Source organism: Mesorhizobium sp. M4B.F.Ca.ET.203.01.1.1 (genome assembly GCF_004791025.1).
Taxonomy (GTDB): Bacteria; Pseudomonadota; Alphaproteobacteria; order Rhizobiales; family Rhizobiaceae; genus Mesorhizobium; species Mesorhizobium abyssinicae.
The window spans coordinates 53,658-79,446 of the sequence record NZ_SRUO01000008.1 but is presented as its reverse complement, the minus strand read 5'-3'; the positions used below and the strand labels follow the sequence as shown (position 1 = coordinate 79,446).

Here is a 25,789-nt window from a genome sequence, read left to right as displayed (position 1 = left end):
ATCAGGCGCTCCTCTCGGACGAGCTGTCGTCATGCGCCGGCGGGTCGGTGCGGTACCAGCCGGTGATGATCGAGCGCAATTCGTTGATCGGGCCGGCGGCGAGGATCATCAGCATGTGGATGATGAAGAAGCCGACGAGCAGCACCATGACAGTGAAGTGGATGGTGCGCGCCGTCTGCCGGCCGCCGAGCACATCATTTAGCCAGGGCAGCACCGAATTCATGCTCGGCGACATGGCGAGGCCGGTGATGATCATTAGCGGCAACAGCACGAACAGCACGCCGCCATAAGCCATTTTCTGCAGCGTGTTGTATTCGCGCGTGTGATGGAACTTCAGCTTCGCGTGGTCGACGATGTCCCGCGGCAATCGCCGGAGATCGTCGAGGCGCGGGGCGAGATCGCGCCTGACATGGCCGTTGATCAGGCCGGCGACCAGCCAGACGAGCAAGGTGGCGGAGAGCACCCAGGCGAAGAAGAAATGAACGACGCGGGCGGTGCCGAGATCATAGTAGGAGGGGATCGTCGCCCAGGACGGGAAAGCGCGGGGCGACTCCTGTCCGGGCGGTCCGGACCAGCCGAGCACGCCGGTCGTGTCGAAGTGTTTGCCGAAGATTTCGGTGTAGCCGCGCGGACCCTGGTCGGTGTTTTCGGCGCCGATGGCGAAGATGGTGTTGTTGTAGCCGAAGCCGGATTCCTTGCCGATATAAAGCTGGGGGCGGGCGTTGAATATCTGCAGGCCGGAAAGCAGCATGAAGAACAGCGCGATCGCCCAGAGCCAGTGGGTCAGTCGCGTCCAGCGGGACTGGCGGTAGATCAGCGTCGCGTCCTTCGATGCGGCTTGCGCATCGGCGGCGGGCTCGCTCCTGGCAACGGTTTCCATCGTCCTTCGTTCTCCCGGCCTTGTAGCTCTTCGTTCTCCTCCCAATACGTCGCCAGCCAAAGCGATGTTTCATCCGATCACGGATTTATTACGGGCAAGCGGTCAAGGACTGCTCAGGCTGACGGCGAGATTCACCGCCGCCGCGACGATCACCGTGTTGAAGAAGAACGACAGGATCGAATGGATGAGCACCACCTGGCGCATGTGCGAGGTGGTGATGGCGGTGTCGGCGGTCTGCGCGGTCATGCCGATGACGGTCGCAAAATAGAGGAAATCCCAGCCCTCGGGACGCTTGTCGCCGGGGAAATCCAGACCACCGACCGGAACCTTCTTCTTGGTGGCGACGTCGATCTCTTCGCCGTTCATCCAGTAGACATGCGCGTAGTGGAGCGAGGCCATGGCGTGGATCGTGAACCAGCCGAGCGGAATCGACAGGATGGCGAAGCTGAGCTCGAATGGATGCGCGGCCTCCTTCTGGTTGATCAGATGGAACAGCGAAACGGTGGCGACGCCGACGATGAAAAGGGTAACCGCAAAGATACCAAGTACCGGGAGATCGGTAGCGCGCGCGTTCTTGCTGAGATAGCGGCCGGTAAGCCTCGGCATCAAGGCGAGGACGAGAATGATGTAGGTGGCAAAAAAGACATTCGCGCCGATCGAATAGGCGAGCGGCACGCGCAGCAGCGAGGCCAGCAACAAAGCGACAATGCCAATGGCCGCCGACAAAGCGAACTGGATATGCGGATGCATCGGCGTTTTGACGGATGTGTCGTCGTCACCCATGGCCCGGCCTCCAGATCAGTCCGGTGTGGCGGATTTCAGCGCCCGCCGCAAGATGCGGTCGAGTTCGCCAAGAAAGCGCGAGCGGTCCTGCGGCGTGAACCCGGCATTGTAGCCTTTGCTTTCACCAGTCTCGCGCAGATGCTGCTTGAGGTCGCGCATCGCCACCGCCATGCCGATGGTTTCAGGCGTGAAGGGACGGCCGGTCGGGCCCAACACATGCGCGCCGAGCGCCACGGTGCGCGCGGCAAGCGGGATGTCGGCCGTCACCACGATGTCGTTGGACAGTGCATTCTCCACGATCCAATCGTCGGCGGCATCGGCGCTCTTGGATACAACGACGTTGCGGATCATCGGATCGCGCGATGGGCGCAGGCCGCCATTGGAGACATAGGTGACCATGACGCCGTGGCGCTCCGCCACCTTCTCGACCTCCGCCTTGACCGGGCAGGCGTCGGCATCGACGTAGATGATGGGTGCGGGCATCGTCCCTCCAAAACGAACATGGGGCCGGTTTTGACCGGCCCCATGGCAGAAATTCTCGAACTTGTCAGGCCGGCAAGGCGCCGGACTTCTTGGCCGTCCAGGTGGCGATGTAGTCCATCAGGCCGGGGTTGAGGCAGTCATAGGGTTCGAGCCCGATCGACTTCAGCTGGGCGCGGATACCGTCCATGCGTTTCGGATCGACACCGGATTCGATGATCGAGGAGACGAAGGCGGTGAAGCCCGGAGGCGACCAGCCGTCCTCCTCGAAACGCTCGGGATGGATGAAGCTCAGGCCCTTGAACGGATGGTCGCGCTCGACCGGTCCGTGCATGTGGACGCCGCAGCCGGTGCAGGCATGGCGCTGGATCAGCGCGCTCGGATCGACCACTTTCAGCTTGTCGCCATTCTCCACGACGGTGACGTCGCCGGTGCCGGCAACGGCCACGACGGAGAAGATCGCGCCCTCGGGCTTCCAGCATTTGGTGCAGCCGCAGGCGTGGTTGTGGGCGATCTGGCCCTTGACCTTCACCTTCACCGGCTTGCTGGTGCAGGCGCAGACCAGCGTGCCGCCGGAGAAGCTCGCGCTTTCCTTGGGCAGGCCATTGTCGATTCTAGGATGCAGTTTTTCCGGCATTCCATTCCTCCCATGTTTCACCACAGAGGTCGCTGGCCGGTAGGCCGGCGGCGTGCGGCTTCCTCAGTAAACCACGACACTGCGGATCGACTTGCCCTCATGCATGAGGTCGAAGCCCTTGTTGATGTCCTCCAGCTTCAGCGTATGGGTGATCATCGGATCGATCTGGATCTTGCCCTCCATGTACCAGTCGACGATCCGCGGCACGTCGGTGCGGCCGCGCGCGCCGCCGAAGGCGGTGCCCATCCAGGTGCGGCCGGTGACCAGCTGGAACGGACGTGTCGAAATCTCCTGGCCGGCGCCGGCGACGCCGATGATGACCGATTTGCCCCAGCCACGATGCGAGGCCTCGAGCGCCTGGCGCATCACCTTGGTGCTGCCGGTGCAGTCGAAGGTGTAGTCGGCGCCGCCGATCTGGTCGGCGCCGCGCTTGGTCATGTTGACCAGATAAGGCACGATGTCGCCGTCGATCTCCTTCGGATTGACGAAATGCGTCATGCCGAACCGCTCGCCCCACGGCTTCTTGTCGTTGTTCAGATCGACGCCGATGATCATGTCGGCGCCGGCAAGCTTCAGGCCCTGGATGACGTTGAGGCCGATGCCGCCGAGGCCGAAGACCACGGCGGTGGCGCCTTGCTCGACCTTGGCGGTGTTGATCACCGCGCCGATGCCGGTGGTGACGCCGCAGCCGATGTAGCAGATCTTGTCGAACGGAGCGTCGGGATTGACCTTGGCCAGCGCGATCTCGGGCAGCACGGTGAAGTTGGAGAAAGTCGAGCAGCCCATATAGTGGAACAGCTTGTCCTTGCCGATCGAGAAGCGTGACGAGCCGTCCGGCATCAGGCCTTGCCCCTGCGTGGCGCGGATCGCGGTGCAGAGGTTGGTCTTGCGCGAGAGGCAGGACGGGCATTGGCGGCATTCGGGCGTGTAGAGCGGGATGACGTGGTCGCCCTTCTTGACCGAGGTCACGCCCCTGCCGACGTCGACGACGATGCCGGCGCCTTCATGGCCGAGGATCGCCGGAAACAGGCCTTCCGGATCGGCGCCCGACAGCGTGAACTCGTCGGTGTGGCAGATGCCGGTCGCCTTGATCTCGACCAGCACCTCGCCGTCGCGCGGCCCTTCGAGGTCGACCTCCATGATCTCCAGCGGCTTTCCGGCGGCGACAGCAACAGCGGCGCGCGTTTTCATGAGGCAGTTCCTCCCAAGGCAATAGACAAACTCTGATGTGGCCGGCTTGTTGAGCCTGCCCGGCGAAGCGAAATGCCCGCCAGCCCTCCGCAATGAGCCACGCGCCACTCTACAGAGTTCGGCGACGGCGGCCAACTTCCTTGCGACGTTTTTCGGCGCGGTATTCGCAATCCGGGCAGGGCGGATGCTCGTCGCCCGGCCACTTGAGCCATGGCGGGATTGTCCATAGAACTGGTTTCTCGCCGGAGGAACGACGCCCGAATGTTCAAGAAGATCCTGATCGCCAATCGCGGCGAGATCGCCTGCCGTGTGATCAAGACGGCGCGCAAGATGGGGATTGCCACCGTCGCGGTCTATTCGGACGCCGATCGCGACGCCGTGCATGTCGAGATGGCTGACGAAGCCGTGCATATCGGGCCTTCGCCCGCGGCGCAAAGCTATCTGCTCGCCGACAAGATCCTTGCCGCCTGCAAGCAGACCGGAGCGGAGGCCGTGCATCCCGGCTATGGCTTTCTTTCCGAACGCGCCGCCTTCTGCGAGGCGCTGGAGAAGGAAGGCATCGTCTTCATCGGCCCGAAGCCCAAGGCGATCAGGGCGATGGGCGACAAGATCGAATCGAAGAAATTCGCCAACGAGGCGAAAGTGTCGACAGTGCCCGGCTGGCTGGGCGTCATCGAGAACGCCGACCATGCCGAAAGAATAGCCGGCGAGATCGGCTATCCGGTGATGATCAAGGCCTCGGCCGGCGGCGGCGGCAAGGGCATGCGCATCGCCTGGGGCGAGGCGGAAGTGCGCGACGGCTTCGATCGGGCGCGCTCGGAAGCGAAAAGCTCGTTCGGCGACGACCGAGTCTTCATCGAGAAGTTCGTGGTCGATCCGCGCCATATCGAGATCCAGGTATTGGCCGACGCGCATGGCACTGCGCTCTATCTCGGCGAGCGCGAATGCTCGATCCAGCGGCGCAACCAGAAGGTGGTCGAGGAGGCGCCGTCGCCATTCCTCGACGCCACGACCCGAAAGGCGATGGGCGAGCAGGCGGTGGCGCTGGCCAGGGCCGTCGGCTACCAGAGCGCCGGCACGGTGGAATTCATCGTCGACAGCGAAAAGAACTTCTATTTCCTTGAAATGAATACGCGATTGCAGGTCGAGCACCCGGTGACCGAGCTCGTCACCGGCATCGATCTGGTCGAGCAGATGATCCGTGTCGCCGCTGGCGAGAAGCTCGCCATCAAGCAGAGCGACGTGAAACTGAACGGCTGGGCGGTGGAAAGCCGCCTCTATGCCGAGGATCCGTACCGCAATTTCCTGCCCTCGATCGGCCGGCTGACGCGCTATCGGCCGCCGGAGGAGGGGACGTTCGGCGATGTGGTCATCCGCAACGATACCGGGGTCACCGAAGGCTCCGAGATTTCGATGTTCTACGATCCGATGGTGGCCAAGCTTTGCACCTGGGCGCCGACCAGGCTCGAGGCGATCGACGCCATGTCGGAGGCGCTCGACAGTTTCGTCGTCGATGGCATCGAGCACAACATTCCGTTCCTGGCGGCGCTGATGCAGCATCCGCGCTGGCGGGAGGGGCGACTGTCGACCGGCTTCATCGCCGAGGAATATCCGCACGGATTCGCGCCGATCGCGCCGGACGCCGAAGAAAAGGCGGTGCTGGCGGCGGTCGCAACGGCGATGGAACTGCTGCGCCGCGACCGGCTCGACCGGCTGAGCGGACGGCTGGCGCCGCATTCGGGCATCCTCAAGCGGGACTGGGTGGTCAAGATCGGCGCCGACTACCTTTCGGCCGCTGTTCTCGAAGGCATGGTCTCGATCCCCATGGAAGTCGATCTGTCGATCGATGGCGGCAAGCCGCTGACGGTGGCGTCCGACTGGCGGCCGGGCGATCTCATCTGGCGCGGCACGGTCGGGAGCAACACGGTCGCGGCACAGGTGCGCCCGGCGCTGAACGGCTTGCGCATCGCCTGGAAAGGCATGTCGGTGACGGCCCAGGCCATGCTGCCGCGCACCGCCGAGCTCGAAAGGTTGATGCCGGAAAAGCTGCCGCCGGATACGTCGAAGATGCTGCTTTGCCCGATGCCGGGCCTCGTCGTATCGATCGCCGTCGCCGAGGGACAGGAAGTCAAGGCCGGCGAGACGCTGGCCGTGGTCGAGGCGATGAAGATGGAGAACGTGCTGCGCGCCGAACGCGACCTCACCGTGTCCAGGCTCAACGCAAAACCGGGCGACAGTCTCACCGTCGATGCGGTGATCATGGAATTCGCCTGACCTGTGCACAGGAGATCGCTGGACTCGCATCCCGCGCTCCCGGACAATACATCTGCACTGATTGTTGAGTCCTTTCGAGCGACGCGAGCCCCATGGCGGATGAACGACTTCCACGCGACCCGTTGCTGCGCGAAGCAGCGGTAAAGGAAGCGCGTCCGGAAACGCCGGCGCGGCCGTTCATCCATCTGCGCGTGCACTCTGCCTATTCGCTGCTCGAAGGCGCCTTGCAGCTCGGCGCCATCGTCGGCCATGCGGTCAAGGACGAGTGCCCGGCGATCGCCGTCACCGACACCAACAATCTGTTCGGGGCGCTGGAATTCGCGCAGAAGGCGGTGAAGGACGGCATCCAGCCGATCCTCGGCTGCCAGATCGATCTCGCCTTTTCCGGCGAGGCGGGCGATGGCCAGCGCGACCGCCGCCGCCAGGGGCCGGAGATGCACGCCGTCGTGCTGATCGCCGCCACCGAGGCCGGCTACGCCAATCTGGTCAGGCTGATCAGCCGGGTCTATCTGGAAACGCCGCCCGGCGAGCCGGTGCACCTGACCAGCGCGATGCTCGAGGGACAATCCGACGGCTTGATCTGCCTGACCGGCGGTCCGCGCGGTCCGATCGGCCGCGCCTTGAAGGAGGACCGCCGCGACCTCGCCGAGCAGCGGCTGCTGACGCTGAAGGCGATGTTCGGCGATCGGCTCTACGTCGAGCTGGAGCGGGTCCAGGGCTACGACCGCATGATCGAGAAATCGACGGTCGACCTTGCCTACAGCCACGATCTGCCACTAGTCGCCACCAACGAGGCGTTCTTTTCCAGGCGCGACGACTATGAGGCGCATGACGCGCTGGTCGCCATCGCCGAGGGTTCGGTGGTCGCCGCCGACAATCGCCGGCGGCTCTCGCCGGACAATTTCCTGCGCAGCCAGGCGGAGATGGCGAAGCTGTTCTGCGACCTGCCGGAAGCAATCGACAACACGGTCGAGATCGCGCTGCGCTGTTCCTACTATCCGAAGAACCGCAGCCCGATCCTGCCGCGCTTCACCGGCGGCGATATCGCCGACAAGGATGCGGCGGAGAAGGCGGAGGCGGCCGAGCTCGCCCGCCAGGCGCGCGAGGGGCTGGAGGCGCGGCTGGCCGCGCACGGTCCGACGCCGGGCTATACGGTCGAGCAATATCGCGAGCGGCTCGATTTCGAGCTCGGCATCATCGAGAAGATGAAATTCCCGGGCTACTTCCTGATCGTTGCCGACTTCATCAAATGGGCGAAGTCGCAAGGCATTCCGGTCGGGCCGGGACGCGGTTCGGGCGCCGGTTCGCTGGTCGCCTATTCGACGACCATCACCGATATCGACCCGCTGCGCTTCTCGCTGCTGTTCGAGCGCTTCCTCAATCCCGATCGCGTCTCGATGCCTGACTTCGACATCGACTTCTGCCAGGACCGGCGCGAGGAGGTGATCCGCTACGTCCAGCAGAAATACGGCCGCGACCAGGTCGGGCAGATCATCACCTTCGGTACGCTGCAGGCGCGCGCGGTGCTGCGCGACGTCGGCCGCGTGCTGCAGATGCCTTATGGCCAGGTCGACAAGCTCTCCAAGATGGTGCCGCAGAATCCGGCTAATCCGGTCAAGCTGGCGGACGCCATCGCCAACGAGCCGCGCTTCGCCGAGGAGGCGGAGAAGGAGCCGATCGTCCAGACGCTTCTCGATACGGCGCAGAAGCTCGAAGGCCTTTATCGCCATGCCTCGACGCATGCCGCCGGCATCGTCATCGGCGACCGGCCTTTGTCGGAACTGGTGCCGATGTACCGCGATCCGCGCTCGGACATGCCGGTCACCCAGTTCAACATGAAATATGTCGAGCAGGCCGGGCTGGTGAAGTTCGACTTCCTCGGCCTGAAGACGCTGACCGTGCTGGAAACGGCGGTGAAGCTGATCCGCCGTCGCGGCATCGACATCGATCTCGCAACGATCCCGCTCGACGATCCCGATACCTACGCCATGCTGTCGCGCGGCGAGGTGGTCGGCGTGTTCCAGGTGGAAAGCGCCGGCATGCGCAAGGCGCTGATCGGCATGCGGCCGGACTGCATCGAGGACATCATCGCGCTGGTGGCGCTCTACCGCCCCGGCCCGATGGAGAACATCCCGACCTACAACGCCCGCAAGCATGGCGAGGAGGAGATGGCCTCGATCCATCCCAAGATCGACCATCTGGTGAAGGAGACGCAGGGCGTCATCGTCTACCAGGAACAGGTGATGCAGATCGCGCAGGAGCTTTCCGGCTATTCGCTCGGCGAAGCCGACCTTCTGCGCCGCGCCATGGGCAAGAAGATCCGCGCCGAGATGGACAAGCAGCGCGAGCGCTTCGTCACGGGCGCGGTCGAGCGCGGCGTCGGCAAGCCGCAGGCCGATTTCATTTTCGACCTTCTGGCGAAGTTCGCCGACTACGGCTTCAACAAGTCGCACGCCGCGGCTTACGCGGTCGTGTCCTATCAGACCGCCTACCTCAAGGCGCACTATCCGGTCGAATTCCTCGCGGCATCGATGACGCTCGACATGGGCAACACCGACAAGCTCGCCGATTTCCGCCAGGATGCGCTGCGGCTCGGCATCGAGGTGGTGGCGCCGTCGGTGATGTCGAGCTTCCGCCCCTTCGAGGTCGGCCAGAACAAGATTTTCTATTCGCTGGCCGCGCTCAAAGGCGTCGGCGACGCGGCGGTCGAGCACATCGTCGCCATGCGCGGCGAAAAACCATTCAAGAGCCTGGCCGACTTCTGCGAAAGGGTCGATCCGAAGATCGTCGGCAAGCGCGTCTTCGAAAGCCTGATCATGGCCGGCGCGCTGGACTGCTTCGGCCATGACCGCGCCGCCATGATGGCCGGCGTCGAGCGGATGATGGGGCTGGCCTCTCTGGCGCAGCAGAATGCCGTCTCCGGCCAGGCCGACATATTCGGCGCCTCGCTCGGCGCCCAGTCGCAGGCGCTCAATTTGCCGGCGACCGAACCGTGGCTGGCGGCCGACCGGCTGCACCGCGAATTCCAGGTGGTCGGCTTCTATCTCTCGGCGCACCCGCTGGACGAGTACAAAGCGGCGCTGCAGAAGATGCGGGTGCAGAACTGGGCGGAGTTCTCGGCCGCCGTCAAGCGAGGTGCCGCCGCCGGGCGACTCGCCGGCACGGTCACCACCAAGCAGGAGCGAAAGACGCGCACCGGCAACAAGATGGGCGTGGTGCAATTTTCCGACACGACGGGGCAATACGAGGCGGTGCTGTTCTCCGAAGGCCTGGCGCAATTTCGCGACATGCTGGAGCCTGGCCGCTCGGTGGTGATCACGGTTTCGGCCGAAGACAGGCCGGAGGGCATCAATCTGCGCATCCAGACGGTGCAGTCGCTGGAGGATGAGGCCAGCCGCATCCAGAAGGCCCTACGCATCTTTGTCAGGGACGATAGGCCATCGTCGATCATTCAGGCCCAGCTCAAGCAGCGCGGCGACAGCCAGGTCAGCATCATCCTTCTCAAGGGAGAAGCGCAGGGCGAGATCGAGATCGATTTGGGTCGTTACCGCGTCTCGCCGCAAATCGCGTCCGCCATGCGCGCGGTGCAGGGCGTGGTGGAAGTGGAACTTATCTAGGAGAAGCGGTACCATCTCCAAGCCTGCGGATGGGGGGAGGCATGGACCCGCGAACAGCCGCTTTCGAAGTGATACGCATGGTCAATGAGTACCGGGTGTCGCAAGCGATCTCGGTCGCGGCGATGCTCGGCATCGCCGACCACATCAAGGATGGCAAGCGCTCGGCCGTCGATCTCGCGAGCCTGACCGGCACCCATCCGCGCGCGCTCTACCGCTTGCTGCGCGCGCTCGCGGCGGCCGGCATATTTCACGAGGCGGAAGACGGGCAGTTCTCGCTGACGCCGCTCGGCGGCGCCTTGCGCTCCGACGCCGAGCATTCAGCAGCGCCCTGGGCGGCGTTTGTCGGTCGGCCTTACTATCGGCAGGCGTGGAGCGATTTGCTCTACAGCATCCAGTGCGGCAGGAATGCGTTCCGCCACGCGCATGGCAAGGGCGTCTGGGAATACCGGGCCGAACACCCCGAGGAATCCGGCATTTTCGATCTTGCGATGGCGGCGAACTCGCGCGGCGTCGCGGCGGCGATCCTTGCGGCCTATGATTTCTCGCGCTTCCCGGTCATCATGGATGTCGGCGGCGGGCAAGGTGCGCTGCTCGCCGAAATCCTCGCCGCCAATCCCCGCAGCCGCGGCATTCTGTTCGACCAGCCGCATGTGGTGGCTGCGGCCGGCCGGGTGATGGCCGAGAAAGGCGTGGCCGAACGTTGCGACATCGTAGGTGGTGATTTCCTCGCGGCGCTGCCCTCAGCGGCGGACGCGCTGCTGCTCAAATGGATCCTGCATGACTGGGACGACGAGACCAACATCTCGATCCTGAAAAATTGCCGCAAGGCCATGCGCGCGGACGGGAAGCTGCTGGTGTTCGAGGCCGTGCTCGCGCCGCCCAATGAAGGGGCGACGGCCAAATTCGCCGACCTCAACATGCTGGTCGCGCCCGGCGGCGAGGAGCGCACGGCCGAAGAGTTTCGGTCGCTGCTGGCAAAGGGCGGCTTCGAGGTCGCCGATATCATCGAAGCGGGGCCACGCATCAGCGTTATCGAGGCGAGGCCGGTCTGATGTCGCGGAGGTGGCGCGCAGCGCCGCTATGAAGCGGCGATCTCGGCCGGCTGCGGTGCCTTTTCAGGTTGAGCAGGTTGCCCGTCAGGATCAGCAGTGCGCCGCCGGCGGTGAAGACATCGATCTGCTCGTGGTAGAGCAGCCATCCGATCAACGCCGACAGCGGCACGCGCAGGAAATCCATAGGCGAGATGAGTGTGGCGTCGGCATGGGTAAGGGCGCGGGCCATGCAGAAATGCGACGACATGCCGGTGAAGGCGATCACCACGATCCACGGCCAGAGCTCGAGCGGCGGGTTGCGCCATTCGTAGAGCGCCGGAGCCAGGCCGAGCACGGACTGGATGATGAGCATCCAGAAGATGATGCTGACGACGCTGTCGGTGCGGGTCAGCGACTTGACCAACACCACCGAGGTACCGAAGCAAACCGCTGCGCCCAGTACGATAAGCTCCCCCAGATTCATGGTGCCTAGCCCGGGCCGTACGATGATGACCACGCCGATCAGCCCGAGCACGATCGCCGCCAGCCTTGGCCGCGAAAGCTTTTCGCCAAGGAAGCTGACGGCGAGGATGGCGGTCCAGATCGGTGTCGTGAACTCGATCGAGATCAGCACCGCCAGCGGGATCAGGGTGAGCGCGTAGAGCCAGGCGGCCTGACCGGAATAGTGGACGATGTTGCGGGCAAGATGGGCGAGCGGACGCTCGGTGCGCATCGCCGCGAAGCCGCCGCTCATCATCACCAGCGGCAGCAGGATGAGGAAGCCGATGACCGAGCGCAGCTCCAGCACCTGGAAGACGTTGAGCTCCGCCGTCGTGGCGCGGCCGGCGACCGACATCGCCAGGAACGAGGCGATCGACAGCGCCATCCAGAACGCGGCCTTGGGGATCGAGGGAGCGGGTGCCATGCGCGCTATGTCGCAAGCCGGACCTTCGAGGGCAACCGCTAGTCGGCGCATTCGACTGGGCCAGCCTCGTTAAAAAACAGTCACGTTGAAGGCGGAACCTGGGGTCGCCGCAGGCGTTCGAGTCCCTATATCCGCGCTTAGGCATTTCCGATTCTACCGGGGGAGACCTTCGATGAAATCAATGCTGCTGCTTCTGCTCGCCGGCGGCCTGACCGCCGTGAGCCCCGCGCATGCCGACGATGCCGATTTCCTGCGCTCGTTCCAGGGCAGTTTCGCCGGCAACGGCACCGTCAAGGTGACCACCAATGCGCCGACGGTGAACGTCTCCTGCACCTTCAATTCCGGCGCGACGTCGACTTCGCTGTCGCTCGACGGCAATTGCCGAGGTCTCGTGCTGGTGACGCGGGCGATCAGCGCGGATTTGAAATCCAACGGCAAAGGCTATACCGGCGTTTATGTCGGCTCCCGTACCGGGCCGGCGCAGTTGAATGGCAAGCGGTCGGGCAATGCGCTCAGCCTCGCAATCCGATGGGCCAAAGAGGTGAATGGCGACCGGACAGCGCGGCTAACCGTCGAGAAGACCAGCGGGGACGGCATGCGGCTCACCGTGACAGACGCCGATCCGAAAACCGGCAAGACGGTGGTGACAAGCCGGATCGATCTCAAACGCACGTGAGTGGCGGAAGCCGGATTCGATCACTCCTCGATCGGCTCCGGCGGATTGGCGCCGCGGCCCCTGCCGAACGTATAGCCGGTTTCCACGGCCTTCTTGCCGAACTTGTCGCGCAATGAATCGATGGCGCCCTCGGCCAGCGCGCGCTTGCGCGACTGGATGTCGACCAGGTCGGGCGGGTCGGCCTTCCCGTCATCGGACAGATCGCTGACGCCGATGCCGAGCAGCCGGTATTTTGTCCCGTCGGCTTCCCGGCGCAAGAGGTCGAGGCCGGTCTGGAAAATCCGGTCGGCCAGACGCGTGGGATCGGCAAGCTGGCGGTTGCGCGTGCGGAGCTTGAAGTCCTGTGTCTTCAGCTTCAGCACCACGGTGCGCCCGGCAATGCCCGATTTCTTCAGCCGCGCCGAGACCTTTTCCGACAGCGCCCGCAGCACCGGCACCAGTTCGGCCATGGCGCCGATGTCGGTGTCGAAGGTGGTCTCGGCCGACACGCTCTTGGCGTCGCCATCCGGGTCGACCCGGCGGTCGTCCTCGCCGCGCGAGAGCCGGTAAAGCCGGTCGCCCATCACGCCATAGCGGCGCATCAGCTCGGCCCGCTCCATGCGTTGAAGCTGGCCGATGCTGCGGATGCCGTCGCGTCCCAGCGTGGCGGCGAAGGCCTTGCCGACGCCCCAGATCATCGTCACCGGCTGTTCGGCCAGGAAGTCCATCGCCTCGGCCTCGCCGATCACCGAAAGGCCGCGCGGCTTGCGGAAGTCGGACGCCACCTTGGCGAGGAACTTGCAGTAGGAAAGACCGGCCGAGACGGTGATGCCGAGCTCCTTTTCCACGGACAGCGCGAAACGCGCCAGGACGAGGGCAGGGGGCATGCCGTGCAGGCGCTCGGTGCCGGCAAGATCGAGGAAGGCCTCGTCGATGGAGAGCGGCTCGACCAGCGGCGTCAATGCCTGCATCAACGCGCGGACTTCACGCCCGACCCGGACATATTTCTCCATGTCGGGAGGAATGACCACCGCCTCAGGACAGGCTTCCAGCGCCTTGAACATCGGCATCGCCGAGCGCACGCCGTGGATGCGGGCGATGTAGCAAGCGGTGGAGACGACGCCGCGCCGGCCGCCGCCGACGATCACTGGGCGGTCCTTCAGCGCGGGATTGTCGCGCTTTTCGATGGCGGCGTAGAAGGCGTCGCAGTCGATATGGGCAAGATGCAGCCGGTAGAGTTCGGCATGGCGAGCAAGCCTGGGGCTGCCGCAGCGCTCGCAGCGACGTGCATCGCCGCGCTGCAAGGCCAGGCAGTCACGGCAAAAACCGTGTTCGGGATTGTTGACAGGAGCCGCCATTGCTGCGAACATAAAGAGAACAAACGCAATGGTACGACAGCGCAGGGCAAGCAACAAGGTTGGCCTGGGGAGAACGCATGAGCACGACCATCGCGCCGCTGGCGCCCGAGCTCTGGGCGGATTTCGAGGATCTTTTCGGCAAGCAGGGCGCCTGTTACGGCTGCTGGTGCACGCATTTCCGTTTGGCGCCGGCGGTACGACGGGCCAACGACAAGCAGCGCAACAAGGACCATATCAAGGCGCGCATCGAAGCCGGGCCGCCGCCGGGGTTACTGGCTTTCGAGGATGGCAAGGCGGTCGGCTGGATGCAGATCGGGCCGCGCGCCGACGTGCCCGAATGGAACAACCAGGGCAGGGGGTCGGCGCCGGTCGATCTGGCCGATGCCGCCGACGCGGGAGTCTGGGCGATCTCGTGCTTCTTCATCCGCGTCAAGGCGCGGGGCAGGGGCATCAGCCATCGCCTCGTCGAAGGCGGCATCGACTTTGCCCGCCGGAACGGCGCGCGGCTGGTCGAGGCCTGCCCGATCGACCTGTCGCGCGATTCGCGTTCGATCGGCCTGTTCGTCGGCTCGTCACGGGTGTTCGAGAAGGCGGGCTTCGAGCGGCTTGTCGAGCGCAAGCCCGGCCGGCCGCTGATGCGGCTGGTGCTTTAGGAAGGCGACTAGCCTTTGTCTTGCGGCTGTGATGGTATTTGCCTACCAGCAGCGCGAAGCGATTTTGTCTTCCGAGCCCAAACGGAGAATCGACGTGAAGCGTGTCCTGCCCCTAGTTTTCCTTCTCGCGCTCGGCGCGCCGGCTTTCGCCCAGACGGTCGATAGCCAAGGCGCCAAGCAGCTTTCCGAGGACCTGTCCCGCTACGTCGGCAAGAAGGCGCTCGACACCGGCGTGCTGAAGGTCTCCGTCGAAGGCGACGCCTACCGGATCGCCATTGATTTCAAGGCGCTGGTCGAGGCCCTGCCGGACCAGAAGCTGCTGAAGTTCGACGTCGCGCCTTATGCCTTGAAGGTGAAGCCGCGCAGCGATGGATCCTGGGACGTCTCGATGGATTTCTCGCAGAGCGCGTCCTTCGAGTTCAACGGGCCGGAAGGGCTGCAAAGCACCCAGTTCACCGTGAAGGACGGCAAGGGCAGCGGCGTCTATGACCCCGCGCTCGCAGCCTTCACCAGCGGCGTCAGCACCATAGCCAGCATGACGATGACGTCCAAGGACGCCAAACAGCATGTTGACGCCAGCTTCGGCGCCGGCACGGCGAACTTCGCCGCGACCAAGGCCGCCAATGGCGGCGTTGACGTCACGATGACGCAGAAGATGTCGAGCTTTACAGAGGCGGTCAATTTCGACGATCCCGAGAGCGGAATGAAATTTCCGGTGACGATAAAGTCGCCGGAGCTGTCGGTGACCGCGAACGGCAAGGGCGTGCGAAGCAAGCCGCTGCTCGACCTGCTGGCCTTTGCCGTGGCCAATGAGGACGAAGCGGCGCTGAAGGCGAACCAGGCGCAGCTCAAGTCGCTGCTGCTTGCCGCGCTGCCGGTATGGGAAAGGCTCGATGGAACCTATGGGTTCAAGGATTTCGCGGTCGAAAGCCCGATCGGTACGTTCGGGGCGACGCAATTGAGCACGGCCTTCGGAATGGACGGCGTCTCCCAGAGCGGCAAGATCAACTACGCGATCAAGGCCTCTGGCCTGAAGATTCCGCAGCAGATGCTGCCCGGCTGGAGCGTGGCGTTGCTGCCCACCGACATCGACCTGAACTTCGGCGGCGCCAACATCGATCTCGACAGCATGGCGAAGAAGGCGATCGAAACGCTTGATCTCAATAAGAATCCGCCGCTGCCGGAAGATTTTGGCGACCAGATCTCCGCCGATTTCCTGGCCAAGACGCCCAAGGCCGTCATCGGCCACAGCACGCTGAAGAACAAGGACATCGAGATCGCGCTGGAAGGCGAGATGACCTTCCCCGGCGAGAAGCCCGATGCGAGCGTGACGGTCGATATCGCAGGCTACGACAAGATCGTCGAAGCCTTGCAGACCGCGGCCAAGACCGACCCGGAAGCCGCGCAGTATTTTCCGATGGTGCTTGCGGTCAAAGGGTTCGGCAAGATGCTGCCTGACGGACGCATCGAATGGGCGATCAACGCCAAGCCCGATGGTTCGGTGACGGTCAATGGTGCCATGCTGAAGCCGGCGGATGCCGTTGAGGACGATAGCACCGATCAGGATGACGGCACCGATCAGGATGTCGTTCCCGGCGAGGGCAATAGCGGGGCGGGCGCGAAGCTGCAGCCCTGACGCATTTTCGGGAAAGGGCGGAGCGGTTTTCCGCCCCCGGGTTCTAGAGCGGTTCAGCGTTTCATGGAATCGCTGAACCGCTCTAACTATTTGTTTCTACGCAATTCCGGACGGAAAACCGTTACACACTTTTCCACGAACTTGCTCTAGAGCCCGAGCGCGCTGACGATCTTCGGCGCCGCCTCGTGCCAATCCTCGACCGAGACGATGCCTTCGGGCGTTGGCGGCAGGAAGGCGCGCAGCGAGTTGTCTGCCATCAGGTGGAAGAGATGCGCGTCTGCCACCGAGTGGCGCACCGACAGAAGGTTGTACGGCTGGTCGTCGACGAAGGCGACCGGCCGACCGTTGGCGCCGCGCAGTTTGGCGACGGCCGGTCCTTTCGCCATCTCCGTCGTCAGCAGCGGATAGTTCAGCCCAAGCGCGTCGAGGTGGGCGCGGCGCGCCGCGCGGTGCTTGTGCGGCATGGCCGTCAAAAGCACGATCTCGGCACGGCCGCCGAATGTCGACAGCGCTTGCGCCGCACCATCGGTGACGCTTTGCCATTCGGCCTGGGCGTCGAAGAACTCGCCGAGAAGCGCCGTCACCTCAGCCTGCTCGATCAACCGGCCGCTTGCCGTCTCGGCAATGTTGCCGGTGAGGCGGAAGGAGGCCAGCGTCAGGGCGAAGCCGCGCGATTGCAGAAAATGCGGGAACGGCCGGATGAACTCCAGCACGACGTCGTCGACGTCGAGCACCAGAAGCGGCCGGTCGTCCGCGGCAAGCTCTTCGATCTGCCGCGCCGTCTCGGGATCGTCGCTCATACCGAGCGCTCGTGATCGTCGTTGCCGAGCGGCAGCGCCCGCAAGGCCTTGCCGACGGCGTCCGGCGGCGTGCCGGTCTCCTCGGCGAAGCGCAGCAGCGTCGGCTCATGGGCGAGGATGAACTGCAGCACGCCGGCCAAAAAGCCTGGCTCGCCCGCCGCCCGCCGGATCGAGTGCGCCTCGATGCCGGTGATCGCCAGGAAGCGCGGCAGGAGCTCAGGATCGGCGGCGACGAAGCCGAGAGCCCTGATGGCAAGGGCTTCCGCTTCCTCGCGCATTGACGCCGCGTTTGTCATGACTACCTTTTGTGCGTGGAATTTGAGTCTCTCCGCAGTAACGGCAAGCGCGACTTGCGGCAAGCCATTGCCCTCCCCGAGACGGGATCCGGCCAGTTTTTTGGGGCCACCGGTTTGCGTTTCGTCAATCATATTGGCGTAGCGTGGATGAGGGTTGGGTGCGATCCGGCAAGGACGCATGACGGTGGTCTTCGGCGTCGAGGACCGTCGGGACGGGAAATCGATGCCTAAGAAGGTCATGATCGTCGAGGACAACGAGCTCAACATGAAGCTCTTTCGCGACCTCATCGAAGCCAGCGGCTACGACACGGTTCGCACGCGCAACGGCCTCGAGGCGCTGGACCTGGCGCGCAAGCACCGGCCGGACCTGATCCTGATGGACATCCAACTGCCCGAAGTGTCCGGGCTGGAGGTGACCAAGTGGCTGAAGGAGGATGACGACCTCCATTCGATTCCGGTCATCGCGGTGACCGCATTCGCCATGAAGGGCGACGAGGAGCGCATTCGCCAGGGTGGCTGCGAGGCCTATATCTCGAAGCCGATCTCGGTGCCGCGTTTCATCGAAACCATCAAATCCTATCTGGGCGATGCCTGATGCCCAGCCAGACCGGAGCCTTGTGAGATGACCGCGCGGATCCTCGTCGTCGACGACATCCCTGCCAATGTCAGGCTGCTCGAGGTCAGGCTGCTGGCCGAGTATTTCGAGGTGCTGACCGCCTCCAACGGACCGGACGCCATCGAGACCTGCGAGAACGGCAAGGTCGATGTCGTGCTGCTCGACGTGATGATGCCCGACATGGACGGCTTCGAGGTCTGCCGGCGGCTGAAGAGCGACCCGGCGACATCGCATATCCCGGTCGTCATGATCACCGCGCTCGATCAGGTCTCCGACCGGGTGCGCGGCCTGGAGGCCGGCGCCGACGATTTCCTGACCAAGCCGGTCAACGACCTGCAGCTGATGACGCGCGTCAAGAGCCTTGTCCGGCTGAAGTCGCTGACCGACGAATTGCGGCTGCGCGCCTCGACCACGCGCAACATCGGCATCGAGGAGCTGTTGAGCCGCAACTTCGCCGCCGAGGATGCGAAGCCGAAGGTGCTGCTGATCGACGAGCGCAAATCGTCCTTCGAGCGCATCAAGAAGATGCTGCGAAGCAGCGCCGAGCTCGACGTCGCCACCGATCCCAATGCCAGTTTCTTCCAGGCTGCCGAGACCGCCTACGAGTGCGTGCTGATCTCGACCGCTTTCGCCGACTTCGATCCGCTGCGACTGTGTTCGCAACTGCGGTCGCTCGACCGCACCCGCTTCCTGCCGATCATCCTTTTGGCGGACGCAGGCGAGGAGGGGCGCATCATCCGCGGTCTCGAACTCGGCATCAACGACTATCTGACGCGGCCGGTCGACCAGCAGGAACTGACCGCGAGGCTGCGCACCCAGGTGCGCCGCAAGCGCTACAACGACCAGCTGCGCGCCAGCGTCACCCAGACCATCGAGATGGCGGTGACCGACGGGCTGACCGGGCTGCACAACCGCCGCTACCTCGACAGCCATCTGCAGACGCTGTTCGACCGCGCGGTGGCGCGGCGGCGTCCGCTGTCGGTGATGATCACCGACCTCGACCGCTTCAAATCCATCAACGATGCGCATGGCCATGACGGCGGCGACGACGTGCTGCGCGAGTTCGCGCGGCGGTTGCGCAAGAACGTGCGCGGCATCGATCTCGCCTGCCGTTTCGGCGGCGAGGAGTTCGTGGTGGTGATGCCCGACACGGAGGGCGCGGTGGCGGAAAAGGTCGCGGAACGCATCCGCGCCGAAATCGCCCAGTTGCCGTTTGCGATGGGCCATGAGGGCAAGGCGATCGAGGTCACCGTCAGCGTCGGCGTGTCGTCGCTGCTCAAGGGGGCCGATACGGTGGCCGCCCTGATGAAGCGCGCCGATCTCGCTCTCTACGAGGCCAAGAGCGGCGGGCGCAACCGCGTGGTCGCCAAGGCGGCGTAGGCTTGGGCGCCAATTAACCGGTCAATCCGACAGGGTTAGCAATTTACCTTAATCCAAGCGATTCGGGTGGCTTGGTTAAGAAACTGTTGATTTTCATAAGCTCTTGCGCAAATGTACAGCATAGACAAAACGAGGCCGGCACGAGGGTAGACCGCCGGATCGTTCCGTTAAATACCCCATGATGCTCAGGTCCGCCGCATCTCCTGGGTCCGTGGGGTCGGCCGGCCGGCGCTGGCACATAGTGGCCTCCTCGTACCGCTGCCAAACGCCGACCGGCCCCCTTTTTCCAAAAAAATGAACGTCAGGACTTCGCGCCAATCGGCGGAAGCTTCTGCTATCGGGTCAGGCCGAATCGCCGGCCAAAAACAAAAACGCCGCCCAAAGGGCGGATAATTGCCTTTGTCTTTCAAAGCGAAAGTGGTGGAAACCCTTGCAAACTAACGCGTTTCGTTGACATTGGCGTCACCTGTAACCATAGTAGCCACCAGAAAGGTTATGGTGGATAGTATGGTAAGGAACAAGTTGACCGACGCAAAAATCAAGGGACTTAGCAAGCCAGGCGTCTATGCCGATGGAGCGGGACTATATATCCGCGTCCATCCTGGCGGTAGCAAGTCATGGTTTTTCATTTATCGCCGCAAAGGGATTCGGCGCGAAATCGGGCTGGGCGGGCTCGCTGGCACGGCGCCCGTTACGCTCGCTATAGCGCGCCGTAAGGCAGACGACATGCGGGACATGCTAGCCAATGACCGAGACCCCTTCGCTGCCCGTCAGGCTGCCAAAACAACGCCAACATTCGCCAAAGTCGCGGAACAACTGATTGAAGCCAAGCGCAAGGAATGGACGCCGAAAACTGAACAAGAGTGGCGGGTTCACTTGCTTGAGCATGCATCCAAGCTCGGCAACCTTGCCGTGGACATTGTCGGTACTGAGATAATCGAATCCACCCTCTTACCGATTTGGAAGAAAACACCGGCCACGGGCCAACGCGTGCGCGGCAAGATCGAGTCGGTGCTGGACTTCGCCATAGCCAAGAAGCTCCGTACGGGCGACAACCCGGCACGCTGGAGCGGACACCTTGAGCACATTCTGTCGGCTGCCAAGCGCACCACCGATGCCAACCATGAGGCGCTGCCGTATGCCGAGGTGGCAAAATTCCTAAGCGTCCTTGGAGGCACGCCGGAGGAGAGGTGCCTTCGGTTCACCGTATTGACGGCGTGCCGCTCTGCTTCGGCGATTGAGGCGCATTGGGACGAGATTGATTTGGCGACGAAGACATGGACCATCCCGACGCCACGCACAAAAACCAAGGTCAAGCCGCACATTGTCCCGCTATCCGACGCGGCGATTGCCGTCCTTGGAGAGGCGGGAACAGGATTTGTGTTTAAGGGTGCGCGCGAGGGCCGGCCGATAGGCAACAGCCGCATGCGCGAGGTGATGGCTGAAAAGCGCCCTGGCGTGACTGTTCACGGCTTTCGCAGCACGTTCCGCGACTGGGCCGGGGAGGAGACGAACTATCCGCGCGAGATTGCGGAATGGGCGCTTGAGCACTTGGTCGGCAACGACGTCGAGCGAGCTTATCGCCGCGGCGATGCGCTAGAGAAGCGGCGCGCGCTAATGGCGGATTGGGCCAATTATTGCGGCAAGTTGACGCGACAATAAAAACTGCTTGACATTCTTTCTTTTTGCGAGACTCGTTTTTTCTTGACACGCAAGGCGAAAACGCTTATAAGTGCCGCCATGGTTATCTTGGATAGCCACTGAGCAGCGGCATCGCCGTCGTAGGCCCTCACGAAACGAGGGCGGTGCAAAGCGCCGGTCAATCCTCTTCCACAAATCCCATACGTTTTGCGCGCGCTCGATTCCGCTCGGGCGCTAAAGAGGAATCTTATGAACGACAATCTCGAACTCGTTTCGCTAAACGAGGCTGCCCGCATGACCAGCCTCTCACGCACGTTTCTCAATCGGCTAAGAGACCAAGGACGCTTTCCGGCCGCAGTGCCAATGGGCGAGCGCCGCATCGCCTTCGTCAAAAGCGAGGTGCTTGGCTTTATTCGCGACCGTATCGCTGCCCGCGCAGCCTAAACCAACAAAAGAGCAGCCGATGAACGGCGCCCGCAACCACGACCCACAACGGGAACAAACCCTCTTGAATATTCTGGATATCAGGCCGGAGCCGCCAGGTTCGGGCAGCACACTTGCACGCTTTGATTTGCAGCTGACGCCGACGTGCCGGCTGTTCAATCTGAAGCTTGTCGACGGACCTCGAGGCGTTCGGGCCTACGCCGCTTCTGCGTTTGGCACCAACACAGCAACTTTTCACCCTGATCTCGCCGACGACATTAGACGCGCCGCCTTGGCAGCCCTTGGAGAGAAGACCGCGCATGACCGCATCGCAGCCTGAAGACACGCGCCGCGAGCGCGCGGAGGCATACCAGCAAGAGTGGGGCGGGACGACCTTCGAACAATCTGACGGCGATTGGCTCGTTGTCGGTTCAACGATCGGCACCGGAGCAGTGCAGTCCGTCCGGTTCACCCATACTGGAATAAGAAAGGTCGATATCCCGTTGGGCGGCAGGTCGCGGCCGAAGCCCGCACCCGCCAACGACAACAAGAAGAGCGCCAAGCACGAAGCGGCGCCATTTCCTGGCGTTGTCTCGAGCGGCGAGTTCGTCGCTGACTTCACACCGCCCGACTACCACATTGACGGCGTAGCGCAGGCTGCGTTCATCTACTCGCTCACCGGCATGACAGGCGCCGGCAAGACGGCCGTTCTGCTCTGCCTTACGTACTGCACAGCGCTCGGCAAACGGCTGGGCGATCGTGAGGTGCGGAAGGGCCGGGTTATCTACAGTGCGGGCGAGAATCCGGTCGATGTGCGCATGCGTTGGCTGGCTATGGCGCACGAACTGCAGTTCGACCCAACCGACATCGACGTCCACTTCATCGCCGGCACGTACAGTATTCCGGACTCGATATCGAAAATCGAGGAAGCGGCCGAGGCATTGGGTGGCGTCGACCTCGTCATTGTCGACACCAGTGCGGCCTACTTTCAAGGATCCGATGAGAACAGCAACGTCGAGATGGGCAACCACGCTCGAGACATGCGCAAGCTGACCGAGTTACCCGGCAAGCCCTGCGTCTTCGTCGCCGCCCATCCTGTCAAAAACGCCAGCGCGGAAAACCTTTTGCCGAAAGGCGGCGGCAGTTTCCTCAACGAAATCGACGGCAACCTGACGCTGGCGAAGGTAGACGGGGGTGCGCGGATGCACTGGCAAGGCAAACATCGCGGACCGGACTTCGAACCGGTGCACTTTGAAGTGAGGACCGTCACCGCGCCTGCTCTGGTGGACAGCAAAGGCAAGCCGATACCGACCGTCATGGCTCACGCATTGACGAGCCGCGGCGCTCGCCAGGCTGCCGATACCGCACGCAAAGATGAGGACGAGGTGCTTCTGCAAATAGAGCGCGACGGGAAGCAGTCGCTCACCGACATGGCTGGTGCCTTGGGCTGGCAGGACAAGGAAGGCGTAACGGATAAGCGGCGCGTTTCCTATGCCGCCGAAAAGCTCAAGAAGAAGCTCGTCACATATGACGAGCCCCGCAAGAAATGGACGCTAACCGCGGCAGGCCAAGTGGCCGCAACCGAGGTGCGCCAGCGGCGTCACGTGAGCAGCAATATTGCTGCCATGGTGGCGAGAAGCGGGGCCCGCGATGACGACTAAAATCGTCCGAAACGCTCCGTACGAACCGATCGGTTCGATTTGCCATTTTTCCGCAAATCGTCCGTACGGACGAAATCCCGTACGACTTCAACAAAAACAGGCAAAAAGCTCAATGAAATCAAACCGTACGCTCCGTACGGCTTTTCTCTAAAAACAGCATTGGTGGTGGGTGGTTTTAACCACCAACCACCGTCGTACGTACGTACCCTTTTCCTAGGAACGGACGAACGGACGATTTCACCGAGACCAACCAACCAGAGGAGAGAACCATGAAAGCACAGAAATGTTTGCAATCGAATCGTACGCCGCTGAACGCCAGCGCTTCACCAAGAACGACAAGGGCGGCCTAGACTGCCCATGGGAGCCGTGCCGGGTGATTGGCGTGACAAAGGATGGGGACGGCGAGTTGGTCTTCATTGTTGAAACCCAACACGGCCGCGACCGCATGCTGGAAACCGAAACGTACGTGCGGCGCGCATGAAGAAGGTGCCGCTGGACAATCAGCGCTTGGCCGATCGACGCCTCGGCGGTGACCTCCGCGTACCGCGTGCGGGCTCTTCATCGCGAAACAGACTCCGAGCCGCTTCGCGGGAGTTCTCGCGAACAATCATCATGGCCAGGTAACCCGCCAGGCCAAACATCAACCATCTCAACATCGATCAGATCCTTGTCGAGACCAGCAACGCGGCTGCACCGTCGCGGTTCCACGCCCAGCCCCCGGAGGGGTACTTCCATCTCTAGGGGCATCGACTCCACGGACCGCTGGCAACCCCATCGTGCATATGCGCGAGGGACCGGTTGAGAAAATATTTGACCTCGCTTTGAGCAACAAGGCGTTGTGGCCTGAGAACAGGTGAAATCAGCATGAAATCAGATACGATTCAGGCGGCAAAACCGCCCACCCACCTACGTCCAGCGACAAAGAAGTGGTTCAAATCCGTCACCGAAAACTACGAACTCGACGGCCACCACGTGCGCCTTCTCACACTGGCAGCCGAAGCCTGGGACCAAGCCCAGACTGCGCGAGAGGTTCTGGATAGAGACGGCCAGACTTTCAACGATCGCTTCGGCCAGCCGAAGGAAAGGCCAGAAGTTTCCATCAACAATTCGGCTCGCATCGCGTTCGCCAGGCTCATCCGTGAACTGGCACTAGACGTCGATGCGCCTGCCGACAGCCGACCGCCAAGGACAAGGGAATATCGCTGATGGTCCGTCGCATCAAACAGCGCCGCTCCAAGCGCACCGAAATCCCGCTAGTTGACGCCGACCTCTTGATGCGAGCTGGGCGCGACTATTTCGAATGCCTGGCGGATTACGGTTTCGACCCAGCGCCGAGACCGGGCATGATCGAGGATGAGACGATGCTCGCAATTTGGGATGACCACTGCGACGAACTCGAGGCCGCATGGCGGGATCCGCGGTCACCGTTCAGAATGTGGCCCGAGCAGGCCGAGCCGTACATTTACGAAGTGCTACGGAGGCACGCATGAGACGGTTGAAGGCGAGACGAAAGCATGCCGTCCGCGCCGACTTCCCGATCTCGCGGGAACTGAAGGCGGCGTTCGACGCCTATCTGGCCAGCGAGCCCCACCAGCCGGCAAGCGCCTGGCCGGAGTTCATTCGGCTGGCGGATATGCTCGAGGAAGCCGGCGCGCCGGTTCAACCGCTGTTGGCCGGATGCGTGTGTTGGCATCCGCGAGCAGGCGGCATGACGATGCCGGGTGAATTGGCAGTTTATAGGCGATTGGTGGCGCTATAACGAACGGCAGTTCCGGTGTGCAAACTTCAAGATCGCTCGATCAGTGAATTCAGAGTAACTCGTGTCGCTGCCATCTGAATTCTTTGAAATGTCTTCGTGCGCGATTTGGTGGGCGACAGCCCAGATTACCCCCAACTTGAAGTCGATGCTTGGACCATCATGCATGCGGAGATAGAAGTTAAAAGAACCATACTTGGTCACCTCAGAATCGGCGATCTTCCCGTCAGCGTAGGCTTGTAGAAAAGCTGTTCCTTGATCGTACGCTATTTTGAATAGACGATCCTCCTCGTCGCGGAATCCTGCACTTGATGCTAAAGCGGCACACTCAAAAGCAGCCCACGACCGGACGCTCATATTGGCTATTTCTTGAGTAGTCGCAGCCGAAGCGGGGCTCGCCGCAACGCAGCACACCGCCAGAACCATGAACCGCATAGGACACACCCCTCCGCTGTTCAGCATGCACAACGGTGAGCGAGGTTGCAACTTTTCGCCACCAATTTATCCGCCGCAGCCGTGCAAAATCGCGAGCGCAATAGTCACAAGTATCTGGAGAAGCTTGAACACCTCATCTCGCGTGAGGCGCCACCATGGCTGCTTCGGTTTCCGGGGAGTGCGCACGTAGATCTCCATTAACAAAAGTCATGAAGATCATTTCGGTGCGATTTAGATTCCTTGGACCAACCGTCCTGGTTGCGTCAAGAGCAGGATCTCGGTGTTAACGGATAGCACGGGCTTTCTGGGGATAAAGCCGTTGAAAGATGGGCCGCGGGTAGGCGGTTTGAAAGGCCACCAGTCGGCTGCGGATCGCAAAGCGTTGCTCATTTGCAACGAACTTTCCCATTATAGACGGGCTCGCAAATTTCTGAGCCTAACCGGTCCCCTTTTGGCCTTTGAGCCCGGAGTATAGTGAAGGGGTGCGGTTCCTTATTCGCGATCTCGTGACCCTGTAATAGTGAGGGCCAACGTACCTAGCGCCGCAAAATGCGGTTGAGCACGGAGTATAATGAGGGCTGGTTATAACCAGTCGGCCGCCAAGTCGCCTATAAGGTAGGTAGTGCGCACCAGATTCCCGAAACTACCAGTAATGGTAGGA

26 protein-coding genes are annotated in these 25,789 nt (G+C 62.8%); 16 read left to right on the top strand and 10 right to left on the bottom strand.

Going from position 1 to position 25,789, the window contains the following annotated elements:
• Window position 1 precedes the first annotated feature (1 nt).
• From EN846_RS18780 to EN846_RS18760, 5 genes are all read right to left on the bottom strand, one after another.
• Entirely contained in the window at window positions 2-880 is an 879-nt protein-coding gene (locus EN846_RS18780) for a cytochrome b/b6 domain-containing protein (RefSeq protein ID WP_127286470.1), read from the bottom strand.
• Between the two features lie 102 nt (window positions 881-982).
• A complete protein-coding gene (locus tag EN846_RS18775; RefSeq protein ID WP_127311423.1) occupies window positions 983-1,663 on the bottom strand; it encodes a DUF1345 domain-containing protein in 681 nt (226 codons plus the stop codon).
• A gap of 15 nt (window positions 1,664-1,678) precedes the next feature.
• Window positions 1,679-2,146, bottom strand: a complete 468-nt coding sequence (locus tag EN846_RS18770; protein WP_127286469.1) for a YaiI/YqxD family protein — start codon at window positions 2,144-2,146, stop codon at window positions 1,679-1,681.
• Window positions 2,147-2,210: 64 nt separating this feature from the next.
• A complete protein-coding gene (gfa, locus tag EN846_RS18765) occupies window positions 2,211-2,780 on the bottom strand; it encodes an S-(hydroxymethyl)glutathione synthase (RefSeq protein ID WP_127286468.1) in 570 nt (189 codons plus the stop codon).
• A gap of 63 nt (window positions 2,781-2,843) precedes the next feature.
• Window positions 2,844-3,971: an S-(hydroxymethyl)glutathione dehydrogenase/class III alcohol dehydrogenase gene (locus EN846_RS18760; RefSeq protein ID WP_127391868.1), complete on the bottom strand. Its 1,128-nt coding sequence runs from the start codon at window positions 3,969-3,971 to the stop codon at window positions 2,844-2,846.
• 261 nt (window positions 3,972-4,232) lie between these two features.
• On the opposite strand from EN846_RS18760, the gene EN846_RS18755 reads away from it, so the two are divergent.
• From EN846_RS18755 to EN846_RS18745, 3 genes are all read left to right on the top strand, one after another.
• The gene (locus tag EN846_RS18755; protein WP_127391869.1) at window positions 4,233-6,245 is read left to right on the top strand and encodes an acetyl/propionyl/methylcrotonyl-CoA carboxylase subunit alpha; all 2,013 of its coding nucleotides are present in this window, start codon (window positions 4,233-4,235) and stop codon (window positions 6,243-6,245) included.
• 92 nt (window positions 6,246-6,337) lie between these two features.
• Entirely contained in the window at window positions 6,338-9,862 is a 3,525-nt protein-coding gene (gene dnaE, locus EN846_RS18750; protein ID WP_127391870.1) for a DNA polymerase III subunit alpha, read from the top strand.
• 41 nt (window positions 9,863-9,903) lie between these two features.
• Window positions 9,904-10,914: a methyltransferase gene (locus EN846_RS18745; RefSeq protein WP_127311401.1), complete on the top strand. Its 1,011-nt coding sequence runs from the start codon at window positions 9,904-9,906 to the stop codon at window positions 10,912-10,914.
• Here EN846_RS18745 and EN846_RS18740 read toward each other — a convergent pair.
• Window positions 10,892-11,818, bottom strand: a complete 927-nt coding sequence (locus EN846_RS18740) for a DMT family transporter (RefSeq protein WP_127391871.1) — start codon at window positions 11,816-11,818, stop codon at window positions 10,892-10,894. The genes EN846_RS18745 and EN846_RS18740 overlap by 23 nt on opposite strands.
• A gap of 172 nt (window positions 11,819-11,990) precedes the next feature.
• Between EN846_RS18740 and EN846_RS18735 the strand changes: the two genes are divergently transcribed.
• Complete coding sequence (locus tag EN846_RS18735) at window positions 11,991-12,494, top strand: hypothetical protein (protein ID WP_127391872.1); 504 nt, start codon at window positions 11,991-11,993, stop codon at window positions 12,492-12,494.
• Between the two features lie 20 nt (window positions 12,495-12,514).
• Here the strand turns inward: EN846_RS18735 and EN846_RS18730 are convergent, their stop codons facing one another.
• Entirely contained in the window at window positions 12,515-13,843 is a 1,329-nt protein-coding gene (locus EN846_RS18730) for a DNA polymerase IV (protein WP_127391873.1), read from the bottom strand.
• 65 nt (window positions 13,844-13,908) lie between these two features.
• Here EN846_RS18730 and EN846_RS18725 point away from each other — a divergent pair, with 65 nt between their 5' ends.
• On the top strand, window positions 13,909-14,484 hold the full coding sequence (locus tag EN846_RS18725) for a GNAT family N-acetyltransferase (protein ID WP_127391874.1): 576 nt from the start codon (window positions 13,909-13,911) through the stop codon (window positions 14,482-14,484).
• Between the two features lie 94 nt (window positions 14,485-14,578).
• A complete protein-coding gene (locus EN846_RS18720; protein ID WP_128346567.1) occupies window positions 14,579-16,120 on the top strand; it encodes a hypothetical protein in 1,542 nt (513 codons plus the stop codon).
• Window positions 16,121-16,266: 146 nt separating this feature from the next.
• Here EN846_RS18720 and EN846_RS18715 read toward each other — a convergent pair whose 3' ends face one another.
• Together EN846_RS18715 and EN846_RS18710 are read right to left on the bottom strand one after the other, a co-directional pair.
• On the bottom strand, window positions 16,267-16,920 hold the full coding sequence (locus EN846_RS18715; protein ID WP_127393644.1) for a hypothetical protein: 654 nt from the start codon (window positions 16,918-16,920) through the stop codon (window positions 16,267-16,269).
• Window positions 16,917-17,216, bottom strand: a complete 300-nt coding sequence (locus tag EN846_RS18710) for a DUF3572 domain-containing protein (RefSeq protein WP_127283334.1) — start codon at window positions 17,214-17,216, stop codon at window positions 16,917-16,919. Before EN846_RS18710 ends, EN846_RS18715 begins: the two co-directional genes overlap by 4 nt.
• Before the next feature lie 223 nt (window positions 17,217-17,439).
• Here EN846_RS18710 and EN846_RS18705 point away from each other — a divergent pair, with 223 nt between their 5' ends.
• The 10 genes from EN846_RS18705 to EN846_RS18655 all read left to right on the top strand — a co-directional run bounded on the left by EN846_RS18705 (window position 17,440) and on the right by EN846_RS18655 (window position 24,696).
• Window positions 17,440-17,811: a response regulator gene (locus tag EN846_RS18705; protein WP_127283351.1), complete on the top strand. Its 372-nt coding sequence runs from the start codon at window positions 17,440-17,442 to the stop codon at window positions 17,809-17,811.
• Window positions 17,812-17,838: 27 nt separating this feature from the next.
• On the top strand, window positions 17,839-19,212 hold the full coding sequence (locus tag EN846_RS18700; RefSeq protein ID WP_127393643.1) for a PleD family two-component system response regulator: 1,374 nt from the start codon (window positions 17,839-17,841) through the stop codon (window positions 19,210-19,212).
• 522 nt (window positions 19,213-19,734) lie between these two features.
• Window positions 19,735-20,874 carry a site-specific integrase gene (locus tag EN846_RS18690; protein ID WP_189523708.1) on the top strand — a complete coding sequence of 380 codons (1,140 nt, stop codon included), beginning with the start codon at window positions 19,735-19,737 and terminating at the stop codon, window positions 20,872-20,874.
• A gap of 228 nt (window positions 20,875-21,102) precedes the next feature.
• Entirely contained in the window at window positions 21,103-21,297 is a 195-nt protein-coding gene (locus EN846_RS18685) for an AlpA family phage regulatory protein (protein WP_127392575.1), read from the top strand.
• Window positions 21,298-21,316: 19 nt separating this feature from the next.
• Complete coding sequence (locus tag EN846_RS18680) at window positions 21,317-21,616, top strand: hypothetical protein (RefSeq protein WP_127392576.1); 300 nt, start codon at window positions 21,317-21,319, stop codon at window positions 21,614-21,616.
• Window positions 21,597-22,937, top strand: coding sequence for an AAA family ATPase (locus tag EN846_RS18675; protein WP_127392577.1), 1,341 nt, complete (start codon window positions 21,597-21,599; stop codon window positions 22,935-22,937). The genes EN846_RS18680 and EN846_RS18675 overlap by 20 nt, the downstream gene beginning before the upstream one ends.
• 283 nt (window positions 22,938-23,220) lie before the next feature.
• Window positions 23,221-23,418 (top strand): hypothetical protein, encoded by a 198-nt coding sequence (locus EN846_RS18670; RefSeq protein ID WP_127392578.1) that lies wholly within the window; start codon window positions 23,221-23,223, stop codon window positions 23,416-23,418.
• Window positions 23,419-23,801: 383 nt separating this feature from the next.
• Entirely contained in the window at window positions 23,802-24,143 is a 342-nt protein-coding gene (locus EN846_RS18665; protein WP_127392579.1) for a P27 family phage terminase small subunit, read from the top strand.
• The gene (locus EN846_RS18660) at window positions 24,143-24,427 is read left to right on the top strand and encodes a hypothetical protein (protein WP_127392580.1); all 285 of its coding nucleotides are present in this window, start codon (window positions 24,143-24,145) and stop codon (window positions 24,425-24,427) included. The genes EN846_RS18665 and EN846_RS18660 overlap by 1 nt, the downstream gene beginning before the upstream one ends.
• Window positions 24,424-24,696 (top strand): hypothetical protein, encoded by a 273-nt coding sequence (locus tag EN846_RS18655; protein WP_127392581.1) that lies wholly within the window; start codon window positions 24,424-24,426, stop codon window positions 24,694-24,696. The genes EN846_RS18660 and EN846_RS18655 overlap by 4 nt, the downstream gene beginning before the upstream one ends.
• Here EN846_RS18655 and EN846_RS18650 read toward each other — a convergent pair.
• The gene (locus EN846_RS18650; protein ID WP_127392582.1) at window positions 24,691-25,128 is read right to left on the bottom strand and encodes a hypothetical protein; all 438 of its coding nucleotides are present in this window, start codon (window positions 25,126-25,128) and stop codon (window positions 24,691-24,693) included. The two genes, EN846_RS18655 and EN846_RS18650, sit on opposite strands and share 6 nt — an antisense overlap.
• Between the last annotated feature and the right edge of the window lie 661 nt (window positions 25,129-25,789).

What these genes read in the sequence shown, in the direction of transcription:
- EN846_RS18780 (WP_127286470.1), bottom strand. Translation starts at nt 880, where the DNA reads ATGGAAACCGTTGCCAGGAGCGAGCCCGCCGCCGATGCGCAAGCCGCA.
- EN846_RS18775 (WP_127311423.1), bottom strand. Translation starts at nt 1,663, where the DNA reads ATGGGTGACGACGACACATCCGTCAAAACGCCGATGCATCCGCATATC.
- EN846_RS18770 (WP_127286469.1), bottom strand. Translation starts at nt 2,146, where the DNA reads ATGCCCGCACCCATCATCTACGTCGATGCCGACGCCTGCCCGGTCAAG.
- gfa (WP_127286468.1), bottom strand. Translation starts at nt 2,780, where the DNA reads ATGCCGGAAAAACTGCATCCTAGAATCGACAATGGCCTGCCCAAGGAA.
- EN846_RS18760 (WP_127391868.1), bottom strand. Translation starts at nt 3,971, where the DNA reads ATGAAAACGCGCGCCGCTGTTGCTGTCGCCGCCGGAAAGCCGCTGGAG.
- EN846_RS18755 (WP_127391869.1), top strand. Translation starts at nt 4,233, where the DNA reads ATGTTCAAGAAGATCCTGATCGCCAATCGCGGCGAGATCGCCTGCCGT.
- dnaE (WP_127391870.1), top strand. Translation starts at nt 6,338, where the DNA reads ATGGCGGATGAACGACTTCCACGCGACCCGTTGCTGCGCGAAGCAGCG.
- EN846_RS18745 (WP_127311401.1), top strand. Translation starts at nt 9,904, where the DNA reads ATGGACCCGCGAACAGCCGCTTTCGAAGTGATACGCATGGTCAATGAG.
- EN846_RS18740 (WP_127391871.1), bottom strand. Translation starts at nt 11,818, where the DNA reads ATGGCACCCGCTCCCTCGATCCCCAAGGCCGCGTTCTGGATGGCGCTG.
- EN846_RS18735 (WP_127391872.1), top strand. Translation starts at nt 11,991, where the DNA reads ATGAAATCAATGCTGCTGCTTCTGCTCGCCGGCGGCCTGACCGCCGTG.
- EN846_RS18730 (WP_127391873.1), bottom strand. Translation starts at nt 13,843, where the DNA reads ATGTTCGCAGCAATGGCGGCTCCTGTCAACAATCCCGAACACGGTTTT.
- EN846_RS18725 (WP_127391874.1), top strand. Translation starts at nt 13,909, where the DNA reads ATGAGCACGACCATCGCGCCGCTGGCGCCCGAGCTCTGGGCGGATTTC.
- EN846_RS18715 (WP_127393644.1), bottom strand. Translation starts at nt 16,920, where the DNA reads ATGAGCGACGATCCCGAGACGGCGCGGCAGATCGAAGAGCTTGCCGCG.
- EN846_RS18710 (WP_127283334.1), bottom strand. Translation starts at nt 17,216, where the DNA reads ATGACAAACGCGGCGTCAATGCGCGAGGAAGCGGAAGCCCTTGCCATC.
- EN846_RS18705 (WP_127283351.1), top strand. Translation starts at nt 17,440, where the DNA reads ATGCCTAAGAAGGTCATGATCGTCGAGGACAACGAGCTCAACATGAAG.
- EN846_RS18700 (WP_127393643.1), top strand. Translation starts at nt 17,839, where the DNA reads ATGACCGCGCGGATCCTCGTCGTCGACGACATCCCTGCCAATGTCAGG.
- EN846_RS18685 (WP_127392575.1), top strand. Translation starts at nt 21,103, where the DNA reads ATGAACGACAATCTCGAACTCGTTTCGCTAAACGAGGCTGCCCGCATG.
- EN846_RS18680 (WP_127392576.1), top strand. Translation starts at nt 21,317, where the DNA reads ATGAACGGCGCCCGCAACCACGACCCACAACGGGAACAAACCCTCTTG.
- EN846_RS18675 (WP_127392577.1), top strand. Translation starts at nt 21,597, where the DNA reads ATGACCGCATCGCAGCCTGAAGACACGCGCCGCGAGCGCGCGGAGGCA.
- EN846_RS18670 (WP_127392578.1), top strand. Translation starts at nt 23,221, where the DNA reads ATGTTTGCAATCGAATCGTACGCCGCTGAACGCCAGCGCTTCACCAAG.
- EN846_RS18665 (WP_127392579.1), top strand. Translation starts at nt 23,802, where the DNA reads ATGAAATCAGATACGATTCAGGCGGCAAAACCGCCCACCCACCTACGT.
- EN846_RS18660 (WP_127392580.1), top strand. Translation starts at nt 24,143, where the DNA reads ATGGTCCGTCGCATCAAACAGCGCCGCTCCAAGCGCACCGAAATCCCG.
- EN846_RS18655 (WP_127392581.1), top strand. Translation starts at nt 24,424, where the DNA reads ATGAGACGGTTGAAGGCGAGACGAAAGCATGCCGTCCGCGCCGACTTC.
- EN846_RS18650 (WP_127392582.1), bottom strand. Translation starts at nt 25,128, where the DNA reads ATGCGGTTCATGGTTCTGGCGGTGTGCTGCGTTGCGGCGAGCCCCGCT.